13 protein-coding genes are annotated in these 25,223 nt (G+C 67.0%); 6 read left to right on the forward strand and 7 right to left on the reverse strand.

The genetic code is table 11. From position 1 onward, the window contains the following. Positions 1 to 8: 8 nt before the first annotated feature. From ASG60_RS19490 to ASG60_RS23650, 4 genes are all read right to left on the reverse strand, one after another. Positions 9 to 1,622: a PepSY-associated TM helix domain-containing protein gene (locus ASG60_RS19490; RefSeq protein ID WP_056304365.1), complete on the reverse strand. Its 1,614-nt coding sequence runs from the start codon at positions 1,620 to 1,622 to the stop codon at positions 9 to 11. A gap of 17 nt (positions 1,623 to 1,639) precedes the next feature. Beyond that, positions 1,640 to 3,967: a TonB-dependent siderophore receptor gene (locus ASG60_RS19495; protein WP_056387274.1), complete on the reverse strand. Its 2,328-nt coding sequence runs from the start codon at positions 3,965 to 3,967 to the stop codon at positions 1,640 to 1,642. Positions 3,968 to 4,606: 639 nt separating this feature from the next. Continuing rightward, positions 4,607 to 4,855, reverse strand: a complete 249-nt coding sequence (locus ASG60_RS19500) for a hypothetical protein (RefSeq protein ID WP_056387276.1) — start codon at positions 4,853 to 4,855, stop codon at positions 4,607 to 4,609. Further along, entirely contained in the window at positions 4,852 to 5,211 is a 360-nt protein-coding gene (locus tag ASG60_RS23650; RefSeq protein WP_244476723.1) for a TonB-dependent receptor plug domain-containing protein, read from the reverse strand. The genes ASG60_RS19500 and ASG60_RS23650 overlap by 4 nt, the downstream gene beginning before the upstream one ends. 41 nt (positions 5,212 to 5,252) lie before the next feature. On the opposite strand from ASG60_RS23650, the gene ASG60_RS19505 reads away from it, so the two are divergent. The 4 genes from ASG60_RS19505 to cynS all read left to right on the forward strand — a co-directional run bounded on the left by ASG60_RS19505 (position 5,253) and on the right by cynS (position 7,247). Further along, the gene (locus ASG60_RS19505; RefSeq protein WP_082531843.1) at positions 5,253 to 5,954 is read left to right on the forward strand and encodes an AraC family transcriptional regulator; all 702 of its coding nucleotides are present in this window, start codon (positions 5,253 to 5,255) and stop codon (positions 5,952 to 5,954) included. Positions 5,955 to 6,047: 93 nt separating this feature from the next. Beyond that, positions 6,048 to 6,236, forward strand: coding sequence for a hypothetical protein (locus ASG60_RS19510; RefSeq protein ID WP_056387280.1), 189 nt, complete (start codon positions 6,048 to 6,050; stop codon positions 6,234 to 6,236). 80 nt (positions 6,237 to 6,316) lie between these two features. After that, positions 6,317 to 6,583 (forward strand): hypothetical protein, encoded by a 267-nt coding sequence (locus tag ASG60_RS19515; RefSeq protein WP_056175897.1) that lies wholly within the window; start codon positions 6,317 to 6,319, stop codon positions 6,581 to 6,583. Between the two features lie 175 nt (positions 6,584 to 6,758). Further along, positions 6,759 to 7,247 (forward strand): cyanase, encoded by a 489-nt coding sequence (gene cynS, locus ASG60_RS19520; protein WP_056175899.1) that lies wholly within the window; start codon positions 6,759 to 6,761, stop codon positions 7,245 to 7,247. Positions 7,248 to 7,316: 69 nt separating this feature from the next. On the opposite strand, the gene ASG60_RS19525 is transcribed toward cynS, so the two are convergent. Further along, on the reverse strand, positions 7,317 to 9,542 hold the full coding sequence (locus tag ASG60_RS19525) for an EAL domain-containing protein (protein WP_082531844.1): 2,226 nt from the start codon (positions 9,540 to 9,542) through the stop codon (positions 7,317 to 7,319). Positions 9,543 to 10,663: 1,121 nt separating this feature from the next. On the opposite strand from ASG60_RS19525, the gene ASG60_RS19530 reads away from it, so the two are divergent. After that, the gene (locus ASG60_RS19530) at positions 10,664 to 11,098 is read left to right on the forward strand and encodes a helix-turn-helix transcriptional regulator (RefSeq protein ID WP_156368916.1); all 435 of its coding nucleotides are present in this window, start codon (positions 10,664 to 10,666) and stop codon (positions 11,096 to 11,098) included. A gap of 207 nt (positions 11,099 to 11,305) precedes the next feature. Here ASG60_RS19530 and ASG60_RS19535 read toward each other — a convergent pair whose 3' ends face one another. Beyond that, entirely contained in the window at positions 11,306 to 12,676 is a 1,371-nt protein-coding gene (locus ASG60_RS19535) for an HlyD family type I secretion periplasmic adaptor subunit (RefSeq protein WP_082479362.1), read from the reverse strand. Beyond that, positions 12,673 to 14,442 (reverse strand): type I secretion system permease/ATPase, encoded by a 1,770-nt coding sequence (locus tag ASG60_RS19540; protein ID WP_056267936.1) that lies wholly within the window; start codon positions 14,440 to 14,442, stop codon positions 12,673 to 12,675. The genes ASG60_RS19535 and ASG60_RS19540 overlap by 4 nt, the downstream gene beginning before the upstream one ends. 453 nt (positions 14,443 to 14,895) lie before the next feature. On the opposite strand from ASG60_RS19540, the gene ASG60_RS19545 reads away from it, so the two are divergent. Continuing rightward, entirely contained in the window at positions 14,896 to 25,011 is a 10,116-nt protein-coding gene (locus ASG60_RS19545) for an Ig-like domain-containing protein (protein ID WP_056387284.1), read from the forward strand. Positions 25,012 to 25,223 lie beyond the last annotated feature (212 nt).

The following is a 25,223-nucleotide window of genomic DNA, read 5'->3' on the forward strand; positions in this document are numbered from 1 at the left end:
GACGCGGATCAGGTCATGGCAGCGTGACGCTCGGCGGCTTGGTGTCCGGCGGGTGCGATCGTCGAGCGGGGCGCCTGCACGGTGGCGGTGCGCCGGTTCGCACGTGGCCCCTGGTAACGTCCGACCTTGCGGGCGCAGTGGGCGAACAGGGCGGCGAGCGCCAGCAGAACGCCGTCGAACCACAGGAAGAGCGCGGCATCGCCCGTCCCCGCGCGGAGAGGGTGCGCGGGCATGGTGGCGACGTCGATCACCGGCACCGCGAGGGTGAGCATCGCCAGCACCGCCATCGCCTCGACCCAAGCCCTTCGCTGCGGCCGGGCGAGGGGAAGCAGGATGGCGAGCGCCCAGGTGCCGAAGAAGGCGTAGACCTCCCAATCGGCCCGGCCGACCAACCCGACGGGCAGGAGACGGTTGGCGAGGAAGTAGGCGGCGATGCCCCCCGGCAGGCCCGCGACGGTGCCGATGTTGAGGGCCTGGACGAGACGCAAGCCGAGGAACGGCTGCGTGCCGGGCTTCGGCAGGCGCGCCACCGACCACAGGATCAGACCCGTCGCCACCATGGCGCTGCCCATGAGGCCGCAGACGAAGAATAGAATGCGCAGGGCCGTGCCGGCGAAATGCGCCTCGTGCAGGCCGACCATGGTGGTGAAGGTCTCGGCTGCTGGCTTGAGACCACCCTGCAGGACCTCCACGACGGCCCCCGTCGTGCCGTCGAAGGCGACCTGCGGATGCGCGTGCGACAGGCCGTGCGGCTCCTCGAACACCGCCACCACGGTGGCGTTGGCGTCCTTCGGGTTGATGACGGAGAGGCGTTCGAGGGGCTCGGAGACGAGTGCCGTCGCCCGGGTCACCATCGGTCCGACGGGTGCGAGCTGTCCGGGGCGCCCGGCGGCTGGGCGTTGCGCCGTGATCTGTCCGCTCTCGGCGTAGAAGGCCTGATTGTCGCCGCGATACGCGGTGGTCACGCCCCACGGCATGTACATCAGCGCGAGGGTGACGATGCCCGTGTAGGTGATCATGAGGTGAAACGGCAGGGCGAGCACGCCGGTGACGTTGTGGGCGTCGAGCCAGCCGCGCTGGGCCGACTTGTCCCGCCGCAGGGTGAAGAAATCCGCGAAGATCCGCCGATGGGTGACGATGCCGGACACGATGGCCACCAGCATGATCATCGCGCAGATGCCGACGATCCAGCGGCCCCAGAGGGGCGGCATGTGCAGTTCGAAGTGGAATCGGTAGAGGAAATCGCCGCCCTTGGTGTCCCGCATGAGGGCCGGGGCACCGGTCACCGGGTCGAGGACGGCATGGCCCGGTGGCGTGCCGGGCTTCGTGCGCCAGAACAGATCAAGGACGGGGCTCTCGGCCCGGGGCAGGCCGATGAACCAGGTCCGGGCGTTCGGCGCGTGCTCGGTCATGTAGGCGACGCCGATCTCGGCGGCCTTCGCCAAAGCGGCCGGATCGGTGGCCGCCGAAACATGCTGCAGTTCGGGCCGCATCCAGCGCGAGATGTCGGCCCGGTAGTAGCTCGCCGTGCCGGTCACGAAGACCGCCAGCAGCACCCAGCCGACGATGAGGCCGGCCCAGGTGTGCAGCCAGGCCATGGATTGGCGAAAGCCGTTCTTCATGTCCGGCTCCCTGAACCTTACCAGCGGTAGCGCAGGGTCGCGTAGACCGTGCGCGGCAGGCCGTAATAGCAGCTCGTGTAGCCGTTACACCCACTGACGTAGCGCTCGTCGAGGAGGTTGGTGGCGTTGACCTGCATGGAGAAGCCCTGGAGCGAGGGATCGAGATACTTCAGGTCGTAGGAGGCCGTCGCATCCACCAGCACGCTCTCGGGCACCTTGAAGGTGTTGGCGGCGTCGCCCCAGGACGGTCCGAGGTAGCGCACGCCGCCGCCGATCTCGAGGCCGAGCAGCGGCCCGTCGAGGAAGCGGTAGGTGGCCAGCAGCGAGGCGGTCTTGTCCGGCACCAGCACGGGACGGCGGCCTTCGAGGGCCACGTTCTGCTGGGTTAGGTCGTTCAGAGTCCTTCCGTCGTCACGTACGTTGACGGCGTCGAGAACCGAGAAGCCGCCGATGAGGCTGAGACCTTCGGCGAGGTTCGCCCGTGCCTCGAACTCGAAGCCCTGCACGCCGACCTGCCCGGTCTGCAGGACGAAGCCGGAGGGACGGCCGAGGGTCGTGTCGGCTGTGGTCCGGTTCGACTGGCGGATGTCGAAGGCCGCCGCGGTGAGCAGGATGTCGGTCCCGGGGGGCTGATACTTGATGCCGGCCTCGTACTGGTCGCTCAGTTGCGGGTCGGGGATACGACCGACGCTGCCGAAGGCGGTGTCGAAGACGCGACCTGCGACGATGGGCTCGAAGGCCTGACTGTAGGAGACGTACGGGGCCACGCCGGAATCGAACAGGTAGAGCAGGCTCGCCCGGCCGGTGAAGGCGTCGGCCGGCGCATCCTGGAGCGTCAGCGTGCTGGTGTTCGCCGCGAGGTTGAAGGATCGGGTCGGACCGGTCTGGCTCGCGACATCGTAGCGTCCGCCCAACGTGAGGACGAGACGGTCGAACTTCGCTTGGTCCTGGAAGTAGACGCCGGTCTGCTGCGCATCGACACGCGATGCGGTGTTGAAGGCCGGAAACGCGATGTTCATCGCGTAGTCCGGCGCGAGGGCGTTGAGGCTCGGCGCCGTCGGGAACGGCGTCCCGAGGGTCCGGGTGCTGAAGGTACGGTGGTCGACGCCCACCAAGGCCGTATGGGCGAGGAAGCCCGTGTCGAAGGTCATCACCGCGTTGGTGTCCATGGTGTAGGCTTCGGCATCGACCTGTGTGCCGATGACCGCGCGCGGCAACAGCGGGCCGGACGCGAAGGGCCCGTTGAGGGGGCTGAAGGCGCTGTAGACGCTGCGGTAGTCGCCCTGCGTGCGCAGGTACCGGCCGGCGGAGTGGAACCGGAGGTTCTCGTTCACGCGGTGGTCGAACAGGTACTCGATGGAGGCCTGGGTGCGGTCGGAGCGCTCGATGTTGCGGTCGCCGTCGTAGAAGTTGACGGGCAGGCGACCGATGACGCCGCTGCCGAAGTTGCGCGGGAACACCGTGCCGACCGCCGGGAAGCCGCCGTAGAATCCCGAGAACGGATCGCGTTGGTAGTTGCCGATGATGGTCAGAGAGGTATCGGAGGACGGGCGCCACGTCACGCTCGGGTTGATGAGCACACGCTCGACGCGTGTCGTGTCCACGGGGCCGTCGCCGTTCCAGCCGAAACCGACGATGCGATAGGCGAACTGGTCGGCGAGACCGGGCACGTCGGAATGGATTGGGCCGCCGACATCGACGCCGCCGCGGACTTCGTTGAATCCCCCGCCCTGCACGAAGATCTCGCCGTGCTCCACGAAGCGCGGCACCTTCGAGACGAGGTTGACGATGCCGCCCGGACCCGACTGGCCGTAGAGCACCGAAGCCGGGCCCTTGATGACGTCGATGCGCTCCAAGCGGTAGGGATCGACACTGGCGTTGGCATCGCGCCCACCGAGCAGCGCCATGCCGTCGAGGAAGACCGGAGCGTTGAAGCCGCGAATGAGGAACTGCTCGAGGCGGGTCGAGCCGGCCCCGCCGCGTTGCTCCGTGGTGACGCCGGGCGTGTAGCGCAGCGCTTGGTTGATGGTCAGCGCGTTGGCGTCCTCGATCTGCTTGCGCCCGATCACCGAGACCGATTGCGCCGTCTCCAGGATCGGCGTGTCGGTCTTCGTGGCGACCACGCTGCGAGAGGCGACGTAACCCGGCACGGCTCCGAGGGCGCCCCCCGGATCGGTTCCGGCGACGGCCGGCCCGCGGCCAACCCCCTCGACGGACAGGGTATCGAGCGTCACGGTCTGGGCAGCGGGCTGAGCAGAAGCCCCGCCGGCGGACAGGCCGCTCATGGCGACGCTCGAAAGCAACACCAAGACAATCAAGCGTTGACCGCTCGGTTGCATCCGCATCTCGCAAGACTTCGCAGGAACGTTATCCACGGGATTTCTGACTCGCACTGGAACTCGATGAACGCCTGCGCCGGATTGGAATAGTTCTACTTTAGGCATCGGCGCACTCTTTTCATTGGCCATGGCTGCCGAGCGCTGCAAGCGCTATGTTCTGGATCTATTCCAAATCCAAAATACAAAATCATGCCTCGTCCGGGCCTATGCCCTCCTCCATGCGCGGCCTCTGAATGGCGGCTGCGACGGGGGCGCCGGTTCTGCCGGCGCAACGTGCGTCCGCGCGATACCAGAGCGGATCCCGGTGCGGCGGCCTGCACCGAGTCGGCTCGATATGCCCGGGACCGGTACAGCGGTTTCGTGACTGGAACGAGCGTATTCGCCCAGGAAAAAAGCTCTCGCCCGCCTCAAGGCGGAGGTTTCCCTACATCGTCATCGGCTCGGTTTTCGGTGTCGCCGATGCATTTATGCATCGCCCAGGTGACGCCAGCGGTGGATAACTCTTGATTGGCCGAACGCGACGTTCACCGGCCGGTGGTTTCGATCAGATAACCATCCAACGATGCGCGCCCCCACCGTGCCCCTGAATTTCACCGGTCGGTCTACCTGGCACGTCGATGCCGAGGGATCTCCTGACGACCGCGTTCAGAACGCCAGCTTCATCCCACTGCCGATGTTGCGTGGGGCACCGGCGAGGAGCGAGCCGGGCGTGGCGGCGAGCACCGCGGCCGCGTTCTGCAGGCAGGTTCGGGGATCGACGCTGTTGGCGAGGTTCTGGGCCGAGGCCGCGTAGGTGCGGTCGAGGAGGTTGCGGGCTTCGAGATAGAGGATGACTCGCTTGGCATACGGGCCGGGCAGATCGACGGCGTAAGGCACGCTGGCGTTGAGGATCATGTCGCCTGGGGGTCGTCAGCAGATCGGCGCTGTCGCGGAAGGCCCCGTCCTGGGCCACGGCCTCGACGAACGTTCCGAACCCATTGAATGGGCCACCGGCCTGCTCGTAGCCGAGCCGCGCCAGCCCGTAGTGGTTGTCCGGGGTCGGTGCCGACTTCGTAGCCGTCGATCTCGCGGCCCGTCCGGGTGCGCAGGGCGATGGCGCCGCCGGTGGAATAGTTGCCGAACAGCGCCGATTGCGACCCCCGGAACACGTCGATGCGTTCGGAGGTGCGAGGATCGACAGGGTCGAGGCGCGACACGCCATCGGGCTGGATCAGGGGAAAGCCGTCTTCCAGAGCGACGGTGTTGCGCATGACGCGTGCGGCGCGGGGGAGCTGCCAAGGATGTGCGCGGAATGGTGTCGCCGTTCATCAATCTCCACGGCTTGGTGCTGCCAGCGAGCGGGAACGCCCTGTTTCGGGATCTTCTACAATCTCTGGCGCGCACTGGTGCGACCACGGGAGACCGGACGGAGGCGACCGCCACCGCGACCTTAGGCGCCCTGCTTGGCACGACACTGGGAGTCAGTGCTGGAAACGTGAGCGGCATGCCGCTTTTTGATGCAGCAAAGCGCAGCCAAATGCCCGGCTCCATCGAAGCGAACCCCGCTCGCCTCGATCTCACCGCCGAGTTGATCGCGTTGCGGACGGGTGTGTCGCGCAGCGTGCTCTACCGCATGTTCGAGCCCCTCGGCGGCGTCGCGACTCGGGTGCGGCATCGCCGGCTCCACCCGATGCGCCGGGCCCTGTCCCGTGGGGACGACGTGCGTTCCATCCGGGAGGTCGCCTGGACCACCGGCTTCACCAGTGCGAGCCACGCCAATCGCAGTTTCCGGGAGGCGTTCGGGATGACGCCGGGCAAGTTCCGCCTGTGCATCGTGGTCGCTGGTGCAGGTCCTGCCCGGGATGCTTCGCCGAAAGCGAGCTTCAAGCGCTGGTTCGTCGAGGTCCGCTCATCCGTCTCCGCGAAGGCGGACCGCATGTTTGGGATGTATCGCGATCAGAATGGACCGTTGAGGCAACGCCACACGATTGCTGCGTTCCCGACCGATCCCTAGAAGAAGCTTCTCCACCGCTGAGCAGGCCTGTGCTTCTCGGCGTTCCGAGGAGTGTGTCCCGTGTATCGTCTCCAAATCAGATCCGCCGACGCGATGGTTTGGCGTGCCCCCCAGACCCTCGAAACCTCGCTCCTCGCCGACGCGATGCAACTGGCCGATCGGCTGGCCCGGGCCTGCCGCTGGACGGCGCCGCCGAGCCGCAATGCGACGCGGAACTGGGTCGTCGAACTCACCGGTGAGACCGGCGGCACCTTCTATCGCGCCCCGGTACTTCAGGCCTGAAGCCGCCAGTCCCGTTTCACTCATCGATCGTTGCCGGCCGGCGGATTGGTGCCATCGGCTCGCATAGGATGTTTCCGCCCATGGCTCGCCTCACGAAGACACTTCTCGTTCTCGGTCCCCTTCTGGTTCCGACCGTCGCGCAAGCGGATCCCTCGGCGATCCGCGAAGTTCTCAAGCGGTCCTGTACGGGGGATTACCTCGAGCATTGCGGCGACCACGCGCCGGGTGGTCCTGAGGTGGAGGCCTGCTTCCGGGAGAACATCAAGAAGCTCACGCCCGCCTGCGCTTCGGCGATCACGGCCTACAAGCGCGAGCAGAAGGTCAAGCGCGCGACGGAAGTGCATTGAGACGGGCACCCGTCGCAGGCGCCGTCGCCTGACCGGAGAGTCCAGGGGTCGGTCCGGTGACCCGTTCCACCCCGTTCGGGCCGTGGGCGCGGTGGCATGACCCTTGATGACAGGTTGGTCCGCGCATGGATGCCGCCCCTCGCGGCGCTGCGACCGCGACAATCTGGAGACGAGTATGAAGCGTGAAGACCTCACCGAGAAGCTCCTCGACATCAAGCGCGAGAAGGGCTGGACCTGGAAGCATATTCAGGCCGAAATCGGTGGCATTTCGCCGATCCTGATCACTGCCGCGTGCATGGGGCAGATGAAGCTGCCGAAGGCACAGGCGGCGAAGGCGGCGGCCCTGTTCGGCCTCACCCAGGCCGAGGAGCGGATGCTCAACGAGGCACCGTATCGCGGCTCGATTCCGCAGATGCCCCCCACTGACCCCCTGATCTACCGCTTCTACGAACTGGTGATGGTTTACGGTACCACCTGGAAGGAGCTGATCCAGGAGGATTTCGGCGACGGCATCATGTCGGCCATCGACTTCAACATGACCATGGAGCGTGAGCCGAACAACAAGGGCGACCGGGTGAAGATGAATCTCTCGGGTAAGTTCCTGCCCTACAAATATTACGACAACGAGGACGGTGTGCCCGAGTACGGCTTCAAGGAAAGCTGAAATCGCGCACTCGATAGCGAGAGGCGGGGTCCGGGCGTTCGACCGGATGCACGCCTCCCGCAACCGCAGTCAGGCGGCGAGCCGGACCGGACCGCCTTCGATCAACCGTGCGATATCCTTGGCCGGTTGCGGCGGATGGAACAGGAAACCCTGTACATCGGTGCAGCCCGCCGCCCGCACGAAGGCCAACTGCTCCTCCGTCTCGACGCCCTCGGCGGTCACCCGGGCTCCGAGATCCACCGCCAGCGCCACGATCGCGCGCGTGATGGCGACGGTCCGTGGATTCGACATGCCGACGACGAAAGACCGGTCGATCTTGATGGTGTCGAAACTGAAGTTGTGCAGGTAGCTCAGGCTCGAATACCCGGTTCCAAAATCGTCGAGGGCGATGCGGACCCCGAGTTTGCGCAGGCGCCGCATGGTCCGGCTCACCGTTTCGGTCTTCTGCATCAGGATTGTCTCGGTGATCTCGAGTTCGAGGCGGTGCGGTGGCAGGCCCGAGGCCGCGAGGGCGTGCAGGACCGTCTCTTCCATGCTGATCTGCTGGAATTGCAGCGCCGAGACGTTGACCGCGACCCGCACGTGGTCGGGCCACGCGGCCGCCTCCCGGCAGGCTTCCTTCAGGACCCAGGCGCCGAGGGAGATGATGAGGCCGCTCTCCTCGGCCAGCGGAATGAACTCGCTCGGCGCCAGTTCGCCCCTGCGGGGATGGCGCCACCGCATCAGGGCCTCGAACCCCGCGATGGTACCCGTCGCCAGGTCTATGATGGGCTGGTAGTTCAGCAGGAAGCCACCCCGCTTCATCGCGCCCTGCATCTCCGCCTTGAGGGGACCCGGATGCGTCGACGCCGGATCGGCCGCCGGATCGTGGAAGCGGTGGGTGTTCCGCCCGGCGGCTTTCGCCTGATACAGGGCCATATCCGAGCGCTTGAACAGCGCCACGGCATCGAGGGCGCCCCCGCTTTCGAGGGCGATGCCGATGCTGGCCCCGACGCTCATGCTGTGGCCGTTGAAGCCGATGGGGCGGTTGATCGCCTCGATGATGCGCCTTGCGAGGATGCTTGCATCGTTCCGCGTCTCGATCCGGCCCAGGATGATGGCGAATTCATCGCCGCCGAGGCGGGCCACCGTGTCGGTTTCGCGCACGACGGCGAGGAGGCGCGCGGCGATGATCTGCAGCAGGTGGTCTCCGGCGGGATGACCGAGGGTGTCGTTCACGAGCTTGAACCGATCGAGGTCGCAGGTGAGGACGGCGACCCGGGTGCCGTGCTGCGCCGCGTAACGGGTCTCCTCCGCCAGACGTTCCCAGAACAGGGTTCGGTTGGGCAGGTCCGTCAGGGGATCGTGCAGGGCGAGATGGGCGATGCGCCGTTCATCGGCCTTGCGCTCGGTGATGTCGCGCAGGGAGGTCACGTATCCGGCCGGTGCGCCCGTCATGGGATCGCGCGCGAGGCTCTGCGACACGTCCATGAACACCCACGTCCCGTCCTTGCGCCGGTAGCGCTGGCAGGTGGAGGCATGCTCCACCCGGCCGCTGGTGAGGTCGTCGAGGACGCGGCTGAAGTTCCCCGCATCGTCGGGATGAACGAAGTCGAGGGGTTTCGTGCCCAGCATTTCCTCGGGCGTGTAACCGAGTACCGTCCGGATGGAGGGCGAGACGTACAGACGCGTGGTATCGAGCCCCGACCACAGGATCACATCCGTAGTGGTCTCGGCCAGGAGCCGGAAGCGTTGCTCGCTATCCCGCAAGGCGCTCTCCGCTTTGAGGCGCCTGGCCGCGTCCGCCTCACCGTCGACCCGAGCCTCGTGAAGGCGCAGGTGTGCTTCGACGATGAGGGCCAGGTCCCTGAGTTGGCGCGCGTGTCGCTCGGTGAAATCCGGCCTCGGCGTACAGTCCATGATGCAGAAGGTGCCGAGGTTGAACCCGGAACCCAGGGCGAGCGGCACGCCGGCATAGAAGCGGGCATTGGGTGGCCCGGCCACGAGCGGACTTTCGGCGGATCGGGGATCTCCCGTGAGATCGTGAATGATCAGCGGTGAACCGGCTTGATTCTGGATCGTCAGATCGCAGAACGCACCCTCTCGGTCGATGCCCTCCCCGTCGACACCCCACTTGGCCTTGAACCAGACGCGCGTCTCATCGACGAGGAGCACCAGGACCATGGGCACGTCGAACATGTCGGAGGCGATGCGGCACACGGCGTCGAGATGCGGCTCGGGCGTGGACCCGAGGATGCGCAGGCGATGCAGGGCGTCCAACCGTTCCTGCTCGTGGGTGGGATGCACCATGGACATCGCGCTCCTGCCTTGCGTGTCTTGCAACCAGGACGCAGCCTGAGTGCGAACTTCTAGCTTCGATCGAACCTGATCGATGTTAGTGCGAAGTTATGGAAGAGAAACTCGCCTTTCAGTTGATCTGCGACTATGGTTTGAAAGTGCTTAAGATCGTGAGGCTACAAGCATCGGGGCGGTCGTCGCGTACCCCCGATGGCAGGCCGAGCGGTCGTGGTTAAGTGCCTGATCGATCTCGATCATCGCGTGGTCCGGAGGGCACCAGAAACACGGCTGGTTGGCTCTGGCAACATCCAAGCCTTCCGTTGAAGAATGTTCGGGGATGTGGATAGCGATTCATCTGGTGATACATGTCGCCTCAGTAGCATTCGCCAGATGTACTATTTCGAGCTTTCTCGTACGCCACGAAAGGGCGCGAATCCGATCCGGATGTTGCTGCGGAGCACGGGACGTTCGACGGCTCTTGCATCGGGCAGGCGGCGCATTTGCAACGGAGGGGTGAGAACGACGCGCCTTGTGCGCCCGTCCAGGGCATTGGCCGCTCCGTCCAATCCATTATAATTTTACACTTTTTCGAAATACCGCAAAAAAATAAACTCAACCGCTGGCGCCGTTTGCCATACCCTCCAAATCATGGCTGTTTCCCGAGCCAAATTTCAAGTTATTTGTCTTGATCTTAGTATCAGGTCATCCTGAACCAAGTTTATCTTGAGGATTGCTTGCTACCTAAGTATTTTGAAGTTTACTCCAGACCGAGTGGCATGCTGGCCTTCGGGCTTATTTGCCTGTAGGAGTGCAGGTCATACCTGGGCGGGCGAAGTCCGTGCACATCGAATGGCCGGGGGGCTTGGTATTCAGCGTCGACCAAGTCTCCATACACGCAAAGCTTGCATTATCCGGAGCGAGGATGTAGCAAAGACAATAATGGTGAGTTTGCGGCAAAAAGTTCGATCGGTGAATTTAACCTATGATCGGGTATCTGCTGGCGAACACCTTAATGTGAAACCCGGGTTGGATTGGCGCTTCGCTGTTTCTCCCTTACAGCTCGCCGCGGATCAGAGTTCCAGGCATGTGCGAGGCTTGGAGAACGTGATGAATGGGTTTCTGGTAACTGGACGGCGTTCGTGAAGCCAGTGACAAAGACCAAGATCGAGCAAGACGTTATGGCTGAGCCGAACAAAGAGTTTGCCGCAGGTGAGATTGGTCACCGCATCAAATCCTTGCGGCGTTCGGCTGGCCTGAGCCAAGCCAATCTCGGTAACGCGCTCGGCGTGACGTTCCAGCAGGTCCAGAAGTACGAAAGCGGTCGTAGCCGGATCGCGGCCGATAAGCTTCACCAGATCGCTCAGACGATGGGTGTCGATATCAGCTACTTTTACGATGGAAAGCCCGAGAACAGCGCGGCCGAGCGGGGCGCCTTGGCTTCTCCCGTGAGCTCGAGCGCCAATGCAGAGGATAAGATCTTCAGGGATTCGTTCGAGAAGATCCGGGATCCGCGCGCACGCTATCTCCTGTCCGAGCTTGCCCGCGTGATTTGCGAGATCGAAGCCGGACGGTAGCGTACTGAGGCCGGTCCGGCCCGCCGCGAAGTCACGGACGCGTGCGCTGGGGCGAGCGTGGTCCGCTTCACCCTCCCGTCTTGCGAGTCCCCCTCCGTTTCTCCGAACCGACAGCGAGCCCCTCGGTTGCCCGAGGGGCGAAGCGGCGCGGTACTGAGCCGAACCCCCGGGCTCGCCTCAGTACCATGACCGGACGAAAGCCACGGTTCAGCGTTCCCGCCAAGCCTTGGCGACCTGATCCCCCAACGGCTTGAGGAGATACGAGAGGACCGAGCGCTCGCCGGTTTGGATGTAGGCTTCCACCGGCATGCCTGGAACGAGGCGCACCTTGCCCAGGCGCTCACGCTGTGCCTCGGGCACGCGGATCCGGGTGGTGTAGTAGCTGACCCCGGTTTTCACGTCCTGGCTCACATCCGCCGAGATGCGGGTCACGAGACCGTCGATCTCGGGTGTGACCCGCTGGTTGAAGGCGGGAAACCGTAGCACGGCCTCCTGATCGAGATGGACGTTGTCGATCTCCTGCGGCTGGATCCGCACCTCGACGGCGAGGCTGTCGTCATCGGGCACGATCAGCATCGCGGGTTCGCTCGGGACCACCAGGCCGCCGACGGTGTGCACTGTCATCTGATGCACCACGCCGTCCTGCGGCGCGCGCAGGTCGGTGCGTTTGAGCTGGTCCAGGGCCGCGACGCGCTTCTCCGCCAGCTCGGACCAGCGCCCGCGAATGTCGGCGAGTTCCTTGCCGACTTCGCCGCGCATGTCCTGATCGATCTGCAGGATCTGCAGCTCCGTCTCGGAGATCTTGCCCCGTGCCTGAGCCTGCGCGGCGATGAGCTGACCGCGCTCGCCCTTGAGACGGGCAGCATCCCGCTCCAGGGCCGTCACCCGCGAGAGGGCGACGAGGTTCTTCGCCCGTAACTCATGGACGCCTACGAGTTCGTCACCGATGAGGGTGATCTCCTGCGCCTTGGCGGCGGCCTGTTCGGTCAAGCCGCCGATCTCCTGCCGGATCTGGAGGACCCGCTGCTCCAGCTGAGCCTTCTGGCCCTCGCGCCCCGACCGCCGCGTCTCGAACAGGCGAACCTCGCCGTCGATGAGCTGGGCGACGGCGGCGTCCGCGGATCGGCGGGCGACGAGTTCGTCGGGAAACCGGATGTGCGGGGTCCCGTCCCGTTCGGCCTCGTTCCGGGCCCGGCGGGCGCTCAGCTCGTCCATGGCCTTGAGGACGATGTCGAGGTTGGCCCGAATCTGGGTCTCGTCGAGGGTGATGAGTATGTCGCCGGCGGTGACCCGGGATCCGTCGCGGACTCGGATCGTACCGACCACGCCGCCGGTCGGATGCTGGACCTTCTTCACGTCGCTCTCGACCACGAGTTGGCCCGACGCCATGACGGCTCCGTGGATGGGGGTGAAGGTGGCCCATCCGCCGACGCCGAAGACCAGCACGGAGATCACAGCGGAAACGCTGAGAAGGTGGACGCCGATGGATCGATCCGCGTCGAACGGCCGGGCACCGGCCCCGCTGGGAGACGGAACCACCGGAGTGGGGATTGTGGGATTGGGGATCGCGGAGGTCATGCGCGTGCCTTGAGGTTCGCTTGCGGGGCGGGGTCGGCCTGGACCGCGGGGGGGCGTTTCGATGCGCGGACGCTCGGCACGGCCGTCGGGCGCATCAGCTGCTTCATGATCTCGTCCTTGGGGCCGAAGGCTCGCGCCCGGCCCTCTTCCATGACGAGGAGGAGATCGACGGCCGCGAGGGCGCTCGGCCGGTGGGCGACGACGACGACGATGCCGCCGCGCTGCCGCACGCTGAGCATGGCGCGGGTGAGAGCGAGCTCACCCGGCTCGTCGAGGTTGGCATTGGGTTCGTCGAGGACGACGAGGAACGGATTGCCGTAGAGCGCGCGCGCCAGCCCGATCCGCTGGCGCTGGCCGGCAGAGAGGTTCGCGCCGCTCGGTCCGATCTGGGTCTCGTAGCCCTCCGGCATCCGCAGGATGAGATCGTGCACGTCGGCCGTGCGGGCGGCGGCGATCACCGCCTCCGCATCGGGGGAGGGGGACAGCCGGGCGATGTTCGACGCGATGGTTCCGGCAAAGAGCTCGGCGTCCTGCGGGAGGTAGCCGATATGACGGCCGAGGCTGTCCGCGTGCCACTGGTCTAGGGTGGCGCTGTCGAGGCGGATCGAACCGCGGGCCGGGGTCCAGACACCCACCAGCGCACGCGCGAGGGTGGATTTGCCCGATGCGCTCGGGCCGATGATCCCGACGCCCTGACCGGCCTTCAGTCCGAAGCTCATGTCGGAAACCACCACCCGTTGGGTGCCGGGCGGTACGAGACAGGCCTGCTCCACGGTCAAGGCCTCGCGCGGGGCGGGAAGTTCGAGGGTGTCGGCCTCCGGGGCGAACCGGGTCAAGATCTCGTTGAGCCGGGCCCATCCCTGTTGGGCGGCGACGAATCCCTTCCAATGGGCGATGGCGATCTCCGCCGGGGCCAGGGCCCGGGAGACGAGGATCGACGATGCGATGATGATGCCGCCCGTGGCCTGGCCCTGGATCACCAGATAAGCGCCGAGCGCCAGGACCCCGGACTGCAGGATCATGCGAAACACCTTCGAGGCGGTGCCCAGCGCCCCGGCGATGTCCGAGACGCGGCGCTGTCGGCTGAGGTAGGATCTGCTCTCCTCGCTCCAGATCCGTGCGAGGTTCCGTTGCATGCCCATGGCGTGCAGCACCTCCGCATTGTGGCGCCCCGCATCCGAGAGTTCGTTGCGGCGTGCGCCGTGCCGGGTGGCCTCGCGCTGCGGCTGCCGGGTCAGCCGGTCCGTCAGCAGGGTTAGCACCGCCAGGATCACCGCACCGGCGAAAGCCGCGAGCCCGATGAGCGGATGGAACAGGAAGCAGATCGCGAGGTAGACCGGCAGCCAGGGCAGATCGAAGAACGCCGTCGGTCCGAGGCCCGAGAGGAAATTGCGGATCTGGTCGAGATCCCGCAGCGGCAGCAACCCGTCGCCACCGGTCGGCGACTTGAGCGGGTAGCGCACGACCGCATCGAACACACGGGGCGCGACCGCCTCGTCGAGGGAGCATCCGATCCGGGCGAGCACCCGTCCGCGGATGAGCTCGATAATCCCCTGGAACAGGAACAGGGCGAGGGCGAGGGCGCCGAGGCCGATGAGCGTCGGAATGGAACGGGCCGGGATCACACGGTCGTAGACCTCCAGCATGAAGAACGACCCCGTCAGGTACAGGACATTGACGACACCGCTCATGACCGCGACGCCGAGGAAGGCACGTCGGCAGCGCAGGAGCGCTCGCCTCAACTCGGATGTTTGATCCGCTCGCATGCCAGATCGCCTCTCGATGGTGATGATGCGGGAGTATGGCGAATGCATTCGCCTCTATATCGTTAATTTGAGCGAATTCGGTTGTGCTAATTCGCCTAGAGCAGGGATGGGCACAGCCATGACGAACGGGTGACTGTTAAGACATTCCTAAAATGCCGACCCGTGAACCGGAAAATCCGAATACGATCGGCAGTTAAAATCCGATCTTTAACGTTCGTTCACAATAATTGGGACGAGTAGCGTACGGAACGGCGAAATCAGGAAAAATAATGGCTTAGGCCGGGATCGGGCTTGAGGCCGGACTGTTCTTCTGTAGGTTGATATATGCAACCGGGCCGGAGATGCTTCGACGCCCACCGAGACGCGCACCAAGTTCATTCAGGCATCGTCATCCCCGCCCGGAGGTCCCTCCGTGGCGCATGCGGGAACGTGCCTCAGAAACGGGAAATGCAGATGGCCGGCACCCTCGCACTTGTCCTCGCCCCGACGAGCGATACGGGCCTTCCCCTCGATGGGCTCACCCGGCGCAACGGCGTCGATGTCGGCATCGTCGGCCTCAATCTCCTCGGTGGTCCGATCACGATCTTCGACGATCGCGACAACAGCGGCACCCCCGGGACCGGCGAGATCCTCGCGACCGTTCCGGCGGGACTCCTCGGCACCTCACTCTCGTCCGTGCGCCTCAACCTGTCGGAGGGCACGCACAACCTGCGTGCAACCCAGAGCGCGACCCTGCTCGGCATAACCACGACGACGACGTCGTTGGCGCTTCCCGTCCGCGTCGACACCACCGGACCGACCATCGTCTCGGTCAACCAACTCGATACCCTCGATCCCCTGGGTCTTCTCGATCTCGTCGGTGTGCTGCGCTACGAGGTCACCTTCTCGGAGCCTGTGCTCGGCCTCACGGCCAACCTTTTCCAGGCGACGGGAACGCTGCCGGGCATCCACCTCGTCACCCTGCTGCCGACCCTGAGCCCCAACACCTACATCGTCAGCGTCGGCCTCGGCCTCGACGGCGTCAGCCTCGATCGGCGCGCCGGCACCCTGGGTCTCGCGCTCAATCCGTCGAATCTCTCGGGCGTGACGGACCTTGCCGGCAACGGCCTGCGCGGCGCCGATTTCGCTCTTCTCGCCCCGGTCAACATCGGTCCGGCGCGTGAGACTGCGACGGCCGACTTCAACGGCGACGGGCTCGGGGATGCGGCCTTCCTCGTCAACAACACCGTGGTGGTGACGCGGGGCACCGGCACCGGTTCGCTCGGTGCGACCCAGACCGTGACCATCGCGGCGGGGCAGAACACCATCGCGACGGGCGACATCACGGGCGATGGCCTCGCCGATATCGTCACCGCCGGCAATGGCACGGTCCAGATCCTGAAGCAGGGCACCAACGGCACCTTCACGGTCACCAGCCGCGCGACCGCGAACGCGGACGGCGCCTTGATCGCCGACGTCAACGGCGACGGCTACGCCGACCTCGTCGTGAAGGGTCTCGCGGGCGGCACCGCCACGGTGCTGACGAACAACGGCACCGGAACCTTCAGCGCCGGGACGGCACAATCCTTCGGGGTCCGCCCCGATGCCTTCGTGGCCGCCGACTTCAACGGCGACGGTCGCATCGATCTCGCGGCCCTGGCGGACAACGGCACCCAGATCGCGGTTCTCACCCAGGCGGCCAACGGCACGTTCGCACGCTCGACCCTGACCGTCGGCGCCAGCGCCGGCGGCCTTGCGGCCGGCGACCTCAATGGCGACGGCCGGGCCGAGATCGTCTCGTCCGGCACGGGCGGCACCCTCGAGATTCGCGGCAGCTCCGCCGCCGGGGCGATCCAGACGACCCTTCAGGCCGGGGCGGCCGCCACGGATATCCGCATCGGCGACACCAACGGCGACGGTCGCCAGGACATCCTCTACGCCGGAGCGGACGGCAATGTGCGGGTCGTCTACGGCGACGGCGCCGGCAACTTCTCCGCCCCGGTCATCCTCGAGACCCAGGCTGGCCTCGGCGCCCTAGCCCTCCTCGACATCAACGGCGACGGCCGCCAGGATCTCGCCCTGGCGAGCGGCACCACCGGCACCCTGCAGGTCGGCACCGGCATTCCGGTCGCGGGTGTGCTCGGCTCCGTCTACAACCTTGTCGCGCCGGGGCCCGTGCAGACGGTCACCGCCGTGCGGGTGGCAGGCGACAACGTGGTCAACATCGCGGAGGCCGCCGCCGGAACCGTCCCCGTCACCGGGACCCTCGCGGGGCCGCTCGGCGCGGGCGAGACCCTGGCCGTCCGTCTCGGCGGCACCGTGACGCCGCTCACGGGTGCCACGGTCGTGACGGCGAACGGCGTCACGACCTTCTCGGGCATCATTCCGGTCCTGCAGGCGTCCGGCGACGTCAGTGTCCTCGTCCAGCGGACCGACGGCGCCACCTCCGCCGCCCTGAGCCAGGCGGTCACCGTCGATCTCGTGAGGCCCACCCTCTTGAGCGTCACCTCACCGGACACCGCGGTGACCAAGGACACGGTGATCGATTTCACCCTGACCTTCTCCGAGGCCGTCACCGGCCTGACCGCGGCCAATCTCGGTCTCACCGGTACGGCCGTCACCACGACCCCCGGGGGCCTCGTTCCCACCGTCGTGACGGCGGATGGCGGGCGCACCTACACGGTCACGGTTCCGGCCGCCACCGCCGAAGGCACCCTCGGCCTCACCTTCAACCCCGCCGGGATCGTCGATGCCGCCGGCAACGCCCTGCCGGGCGTGTCCGCGCCCGTCGGCCCCATCCTCACCCTCGATCGCACCGCGCCGGTCCTGTCCGTCCAGCCCATCGCCGGGAACGGCGTCCTCTCCCAGGCCGAACTCGCGGCCGGCGTGGTTCTCGAAGGGACTGCGGCCGGTCTCGCCGCCGGCGCCACCGTGACGGTGACCATCACCAACGGCGCCGGCACCGCGGTTCTCACCACGACCGCAGCCGTGATCGACGGCGCTTTCGCCCTGCCGCTGGCGGCGGGGGCGGGCACGGCCCTGACGGACGGATCCTATGCCGTTTCCGTCAGCGCCACCGATGCCGCGGGCAACGTCGCCATCCCGGCGCTCGCCAATCTCACCATCGATCTCACCGCCGATGCCGGCACACCCTTCACCCTCGGCGTCAACGGGGGCCTGCCCGTCGGAGCCGGCGTGATCGCCGCCGTGCCGGTGGCGGTGAGCGGTCTCGATGCGGGCGCCATCGCCGCCGTCACCTTCACGGATGCGAACGCAAATACGGTCACCGCCACCCTGGGGTCGAACGGCAGCGCCCTGGTTAACCTCTCCGGCCTCGTTGGTCCGGTCACCTCGTCGATCGTGCTCACCGATCCGGTGGGCAACACCGCGCCCCTCACGGGCCCGACCCTGACAATCGATCTCATCGCCCCCGTCGGCACGGCTGTCCTCGGCGCTCGGGCGGCCGCAACGGTCTCGTTCGACGTGACCTTCCCCGAGACCGTCACGGGGCTCGACACCACCGACTTCCAGGTCGTCGGGACCGGATCCATCGTCGGCACCGTCACCCAGGCGACAGCGAACGGAGCCGGCGGCTACACCGTCGTGGTCGGCAACCTCTCGGGTGCCGGAACCCTCGGCCTCGCCCTGTCCGCCAACGCGAACATCGTGGACACCGCCGGCAACCTCGCGACACTTTTCCCAGTCGCCCCGGTGTCCCTCGATCTCGTGCCACCGCCGAGGCCCGTCATCACGGGTCTGGTGAGCGACGGTGGTGGGGTTCCGAACGGTTTCCTCACGGCGGACACCACGCCGACCCTGTCCGGCACCACGGAGGCGGGAAGCACCGTCACGGTGACCTACCAGGGGCCCGGCGGAGCGACCGGGATCCTCGCGGCCACCGTCGATGGGGCCGGTAACTGGACGGCCACGGTGCCGACCGCCCTCGCCAATGGCGGCTACGCCTTCACGGCGACGGCCCAGGATCTCGCGGGCAATGTCAGCCTTCCCACTGCGCCGAAGGTCGTCACCATCGACACGCCGACGGCTCTCCCCTTCACCCTCGCCATCGATTTCGACGGCAACATCATCAACCGAGCGGATGCGGCGGGCCTGTCCTATACCCTCGGCGGTCTGCCCCCCGGCGCCGTCCTGTCGGTGACCTTCACGGACGCGGACGGAACGCAAGCCGTGGTCCCGCTCGTCAACGGGGGCGGTACCCTCGATCTGTCGGCCCTCGACGGCCTCGTGACCTCGAGCCTCACCTATACGGTCCAGAACGGCATACCCGAAATTCTCGTCGGGCCGGGCGCGATCTTCGACACGGTGCTGCCGACCGTCCCGACGATCCAGGGCTTCGCCTCCGCCGGGCCCGTCGCGGTGACGGCGACGAACGATCAGACCCCGATCCTCGTCGGCACCGGCGAAGCCGGGTCCATCGTCACCGTGGTGGTCGGTGGACAAACCCTGACGGCGGAGGTGGACGCCAGCGGCAACTGGCGCATCCCGGTGACCACGGCCCTCGGCGCCGGGACCGTGAGCCTGACCGCGACCGCACAGGACGCCGCCGGCAACGTCAGCGCCCCGTCCGTCGGCCTGCCCGTGACCATCGACCTCCTGGCCGACGGGGATGCGACACCCCTCAGCGTCACCCTGAATCTGCCGGCCGACCGCCTTCTCAATGCTTCGGAGGCCGCAGCCCTCGTCGGAACCGTCTCGGGCATCGATAGCGATGCCACCGCGACGCTCACCTTCACGGGGCAGGGCGGAACCGTGTCCGTCGTCCTCACCAATGGACCGCTCCCGCCCGTCGACCTGTCCGGCCTCGGCGGGACCGTGACGGCGAGCGTCTCCGTGGTCGACCTTGTCGGCAACCGCGCGACCCTGCCGCTCGACCCCATCACCATCGATGCCGGGGCTCCGGCGGCCATCATCGTGGCCGACCCGGCCGCCCCCGCCGGCGCCACGAGCCTCACCTACACGGTCACCTTCCCGGAGGCGGTGGCGAACCTCGACCGTACCGATTTCGTCCTCACGGGCTCCGGGACGGCGGACGGTACGATCGTTTCCACGACGGAGATCAACGGCACATATGTGGTCACGGTTGGCAATGTCACCGGGACAGGGTCCCTCGCCCTCGGGCTCGCGGGCTCGTCCAACATCGCGGATCTCGCCGGCAACGCCGCCATCGTGGCCCAGGCCGGTCTGCATCTCGTCAACGTCCCCGTGGTGGTCCAGCCGGGCGATCTGCCCGTCATCGCCGCCATCACGGCCGATTCCGGCGCCTCTGGAGATTTCATCACCAACGATGCGGACCCCGTCGTCAGCGGCACCGCTCTGGCCAACGGTACGATCACGCTGACCTATACGGATCAGGCCGGCGTGCCGGCCAGCGTGACCGTGCGGGCCAATGGCAGCGGCGACTGGTCCGTCCCGCTGCCGTCCCTCGGCGACGGCACCTATGCGCTGACGGCGACCCTCACGGACGCCTTCGGCAACGTGCTCGGCACCTCCGCCAGCCGTCCCCTGGTGATCGATACCGTCGCCGATGCGGGCGTGCCGGTCAGCCTCGCCGTGTCCGCCACCGCCGATGGCGTGATCGACGCGACCGAGGCGACCATGGTCTCCTACACGGTGGCCGGCCTCGATGTCGGCAGCACGGCCATCGTCCGCTTCGCCCTCGGCGCATTGGTCAAGGACGTTCCGATCTCGGCCGACGGTACCTTCATGGTCGATCTGTCCGGCTTCGACGGAACGGTCGCCACCAGCCTGATCGTCACCGATCAGGCGGCGAACATCGCGACCGTGACGGGCAACGCCATCCGGGTCGAGACCACGCCGACGGCTCTGCCCATCATCACGGCCGTGGTCACCGACACCGGTACGCCCGGGGACGGGATCACCTACGACAACACGCCGGTCCTCACCGGCACGGCCGAGGCGAATGCCGCGGTCCTGGTCACCGTGAGCGGGCCGGGCGGTGTCCAGACGATTCCGACCGTCGCCACTGGCGGCGTCTGGAGCGTCACGGTGCCGACCCTCGTCGACGGCGCCTACACGGTGACCGCGTCGGCCACGGGTCCCAGCGGCCTGCCGAGCGCCAGCACGGCGCCGTTCGCCATCACCATCGACACGACCGCGGACGTGGTCCCCCTGGTGGCCGTGCAGTTCGCCTCCGGCGATACCCGCCTCGGCGCAAACGAGGCCGGTGCCGTGACCTTCGAACTCACGGGCCTCGACACCGGATCGTCTGGAAGCATCCTGTTCACAGACGGCCGGACCACCGTCACGGTTCCGATCGCCGCCAACGGGACTTACACGGCCAATCTCTCGACCCTGTCCGGTTCCATCACGGCGGAGGTGGTTCTGGCCGATGTCGCCGACAATTCCATTAGAGCAAATCTCGCCCTGCCGGCGGGTCTGACCGTGGACGTGGTGGCTCCGCAGGGCACGGCCGTGGGCGATCCCTCCGGCGGCGTCACGGTGGCGAGCTTCACCTACGCGGTGACCTTCTCGGAGGCCGTCGCGAACGTCACGGCAGGTGATTTCTCCCTGTCCGGCCCCCCCGGTCTCACCGGCGAGATCACGTCGGTAACGGGCTCCGGTGCAAGCTACGTGGTCACGGTGGCGGGCATCCAGGGAACCGGGCTGCTGACCCTCGGCCTGGCATCCGACTCCGACATCGCCGATCTCGCCGGCAACCTCGCCACCCTGGTACCGGCCACCCGCCTCGTCACCGGCGTCGCTCCGGTCCAGCCGGTCATCACCGGCTACACCGTCGACACCGGCGTGCAGGGCGATGGCGTCACGTCCGACCAGGCTCCCACCCTGTCGGGTATTGGCTTGGCGAACGGGACCGTCACCATCACCGATACGGCGTCGCCCGGATCACCGTCCGTGCAGGCTACGGTCGCGGCGAATGGCACCTGGAGCGTCACGCTCCCGACCCAGTCGGACGGCGCCCACGCGTTCGTGGCGAGCCTCGCCGATGCGAACGGCGCCCCCATCGGGACGTCGGCGCCGCTTCCCCTGACCATCGACACCACCGCCGATGGTGGTGCCGTCGCGACCCTGTCCGTGGATCCCGGCGGAGATCAGAGGATCGATGCCGCCGAGGCCGGAACCGTGGCCTTCACCGTGGCGGGCCTCGACCCGGACGCCATGGGAACGGTGACATTCCGCGACGTCACCCATGGTCTGACGGTCATGGATGTCCGCAACGGGACCTACACCGTGGACCTGTCGAGCTTCGCCGGTCCGGTTTCCTCCGTCCTGGCCATTCAGGACGCCGCCGGGAACTCGATCACCCGTGACGGCACCGGGGTGGTCGTCGACGCGGTAGCTCCGATCGGGACCGCCATTCCGTCCACGCCGACGGACACCGGCGCCACCGGGTTCACCTACACGGTGACCTTCCCGGAAACGGTCCTCAACGTGACCCTGGACGACTTCGTCCTCGCGAGCACCGGGACCGCGGCGGGGCGGATCTTCTCCGTCAGCGGCACCGGCGGCACCTATGTGGTGTCGGTGCTGGACGTGACCGGCACCGGTACCCTGTCGCTCGGCCTCGCCGGCACTTCGGACATCGCGGACGGGTTCGGCAACGGCGCCACCCTGTCGGCGACGTCGCGATCGGTGGCGATCGGCGCCACCCCGCCACCGGCGCCGACCTTCATCACCGGCTATGACGCGGATAGCGGCATCCCCGGCGATGGCATCACGCGCGACACCACCCCGATCCTCTCGGGGACCGCCGCGCCGGGTGGCACCGTCACGGTCGTCTACGTCGAGGCCGGCGTGCCGAAATCCGTGACCGGTCCGGTGGACGGCACCGGTCAATGGACCCTCGCGATCCCAACCCTGACCGATGGCAGCTACAGCTTCACGGCGTCGGCGGTCACGGCCGCGAACGTTCCCTCCGGAACGTCCGTGCCCCTGGCTCTGACCATCGACACCATCGCGGATGCGGTGCCGGCCGTGTCGCTCAGCGTGAACGGCCCAGCGGGCGGTAGCCTGACCCCGGCCCAGGCGGCGGCCGTAGGATTCACGGTCGCGGGCCTCGACGCCGGCTCCTCCGCCCTGGTCACCTTCACCGACGGGTCGAATACGGTGCGGGTCAACGCCGGGGCGGACGGCACCTATCAAGCCGACCTGTCGGGACTGACCGGAACCGTCACCTCCACCTTCGCGGTCTCCGATACCGCCGGCAACACCGCATCGGGCAGCGGCAACGGCCTCGTCATCGGTCAGACCGGCACAAACCCCCAGAACCCCAACCCGCAGAATCCGAATCCTCAAGACCCCAATCCCCAAGATCCGACGACTCCCCCGATCGTGCCTCCCGGCACGGGCACGGAGCCCGGTCAGAACGCTCCGCCCTCCGTCGTCGCGCCGGTGGTCGTCGGCCTCCAGCCCGACACGGGTGTTCCCGGCGACGGCATCACCAGCGATCCGACGCCGACCGTGACGGGAACCGGTACGCCCGGTGCCCTGGTCACGGTGACCTACACCGACGGGACCGGCCCCCGCACCGTCACGGTGCCGGTCGGTGCCGACGGCAGCTTCACGGCGCCGCTGCCGAATCTGGCCGATGGGAGCTACAGCGTGGTCGCCGCAGGGCGTGACGCGGCGGGCAATGTACTGCAGGCCGGCCAGCCCTTCACCGTCGTCGTCGACACGGTGGCGGATACCGGCCCGGCCGTCGCCCTCAGCATCGAGCCGACTGCGGACGGGGTGATCAACGCCCGGGAGGCCATCGACACGGCCTACACCGTGTCCGGCCTCGATGCCGGAGCGGTCGCCCTGGTGACGTTCACGGACGGGACGCACGCGCTCACCACCCGGGTCACCGCCGATGGACGCTACGCCGTCGACCTGACGGGCCTGAATGGGCCGGTGACGAGCGCCGTGCTCGCCACCGACGCCGCTGGGAACGAAGCCCGGGCCACCGGCAACGCCGTGACCCTCGACACCGTCGGCCCCGCCGCTCCGGTGGTCACGGGCTTCACCGAGGATACGGGACTCGTCGGCAACGGCGTCACCGCCGATACGACGCCGACGCTTCTCGGCGCCGCCGAGCCCGGCAGCACCGTGTTCATCGCCTATGAGACGCAGGGCGGACCCCGGACGGCCACGGTGGTGGCGGGAACCGACGGTCTCTGGAGCGTCGAGCTGCCGCCGTTGCCGGAGGGAGCCTACGCCTTCACGGCCAGCGCGACGGATGCGGCGGGCAACCGCGGTCCGGCCTCGATCCCCTACGGCCTCACCATCGATCCGCGCGACGCCGGACCGGTGGGAAGCGGTGGCGGGAATGCGACGGACGGCGGCAACCTCGCGCCCACACCGGTTTCGGATGGGATCGCGACCGCGACCCACGCGGCTGCGGTGATCGGCAACGTGCTCGCCAACGATACCGACCCCAACGCGGGTGACAGCCTGCACGTCACCGCCGTGCGGTTTGCCAGCGGCATCACCGTGGCGGTCCCGGCGGACGGCACGACCACGATCCTCGGCGAGCACGGGACGCTGCACATGGCGGCCGATGGCAGCTACAGCTACCAAGCCATCGGTTCGAGCAACCTCAGTGCCGGCGGGCAGTACACCGAAGTCTTCACCTACACTGTCTCGGATGCGAAAGGCTTGTCCACTTCGGCGGGGCTTTCCGTCTCCCTTGGCAGCGCGGTTCCGCCACAGAATCTCGCGTTCGGCTTCGCCTTCAGCGAGGCGCGGGTCGACCTGAAGGGGGAAACCCTGGTTCTCACGGCCCCCGACGGGACCCAGCACGACCTGAATGGAATCGGGACCTTGACCTTCACCGACGGGTCGATCCGGCAGAACGATGGGCACGGAGTGGTGGACGACGTCTGGTACCTGTCGCACAACCTCGATGTCTGGGCGGCGAAGATGGACGCCGACACCCATTACGCAACGTATGGCTGGCAGGAGGGGCGAGACCCCAACGCCTACTTCTCGACCCTCGAATACCTCGGCACCAACACGGATGTCGCGGCTGCCGGCCTGAACCCCCTCGAACACTACGTTACGTACGGCGAGCGGGAAGGGCGCAGCCCCAGCGCGCATTTCTCGGCGGATGCCTACCTCTCCCTCAACCCGGATGTGGCGGCGCACGGTAACAACGCCCTGGAGCATTACTTCCAGTACGGGCGCGGCGAGGGCCGGAACGTTCAGGAGGGGGAGAACGACCGCGGCCATACCGGGGCCTTCGATCCAGGATTCTACCTCACGCAGAACCCCGACGTTGCCGCAGCGGCGGCCGCGGCTGCGCCCCTGACCGTCACCCCGTCGGACTACGCCTTCCGGCATTACCTGAACTACGGCGCCGACGAGGGGCGCGCTCCGAACGCCCTGTTCGACCCGGGCGGCTATCTCACCGCCTACACGGACGTGGCGGAGGCGGGCCTCAATCCCCTCCTTCACTACGAGGAGTTCGGCTGGCGCGAGGGGCGCAACCCCGGCCCGGCTTTCGACACCAACGCCTATCTCGAAAACAACCCTGACGTGGTGGCTGCCAATATCGATCCGCTCCAACATTTCCTCGATTACGGGATGAAGGAGGGACGCCTGCCGGGTTGATCGGAGAATCATCCCCAACGGCTCGGTGATAGGTCCATCGCCGAGCCGCTGCCGGGTGCCATTCGAACCATCGCTGTCGATCAGTCTTCAGGGCAGCGAATTCAAAGCAGATAAATGGATAAAATGCTCAATGCGAGCATGATGAGCAGAAATATCGCTTAAACTGCAATAATTAACGGTGGTATTAACTATCCTATGGCTTTGACGGGCAC

Source organism: Methylobacterium sp. Leaf469, from assembly GCF_001424745.1.
In the GTDB taxonomy this organism is placed as follows: Bacteria; Pseudomonadota; Alphaproteobacteria; order Rhizobiales; family Beijerinckiaceae; genus Methylobacterium.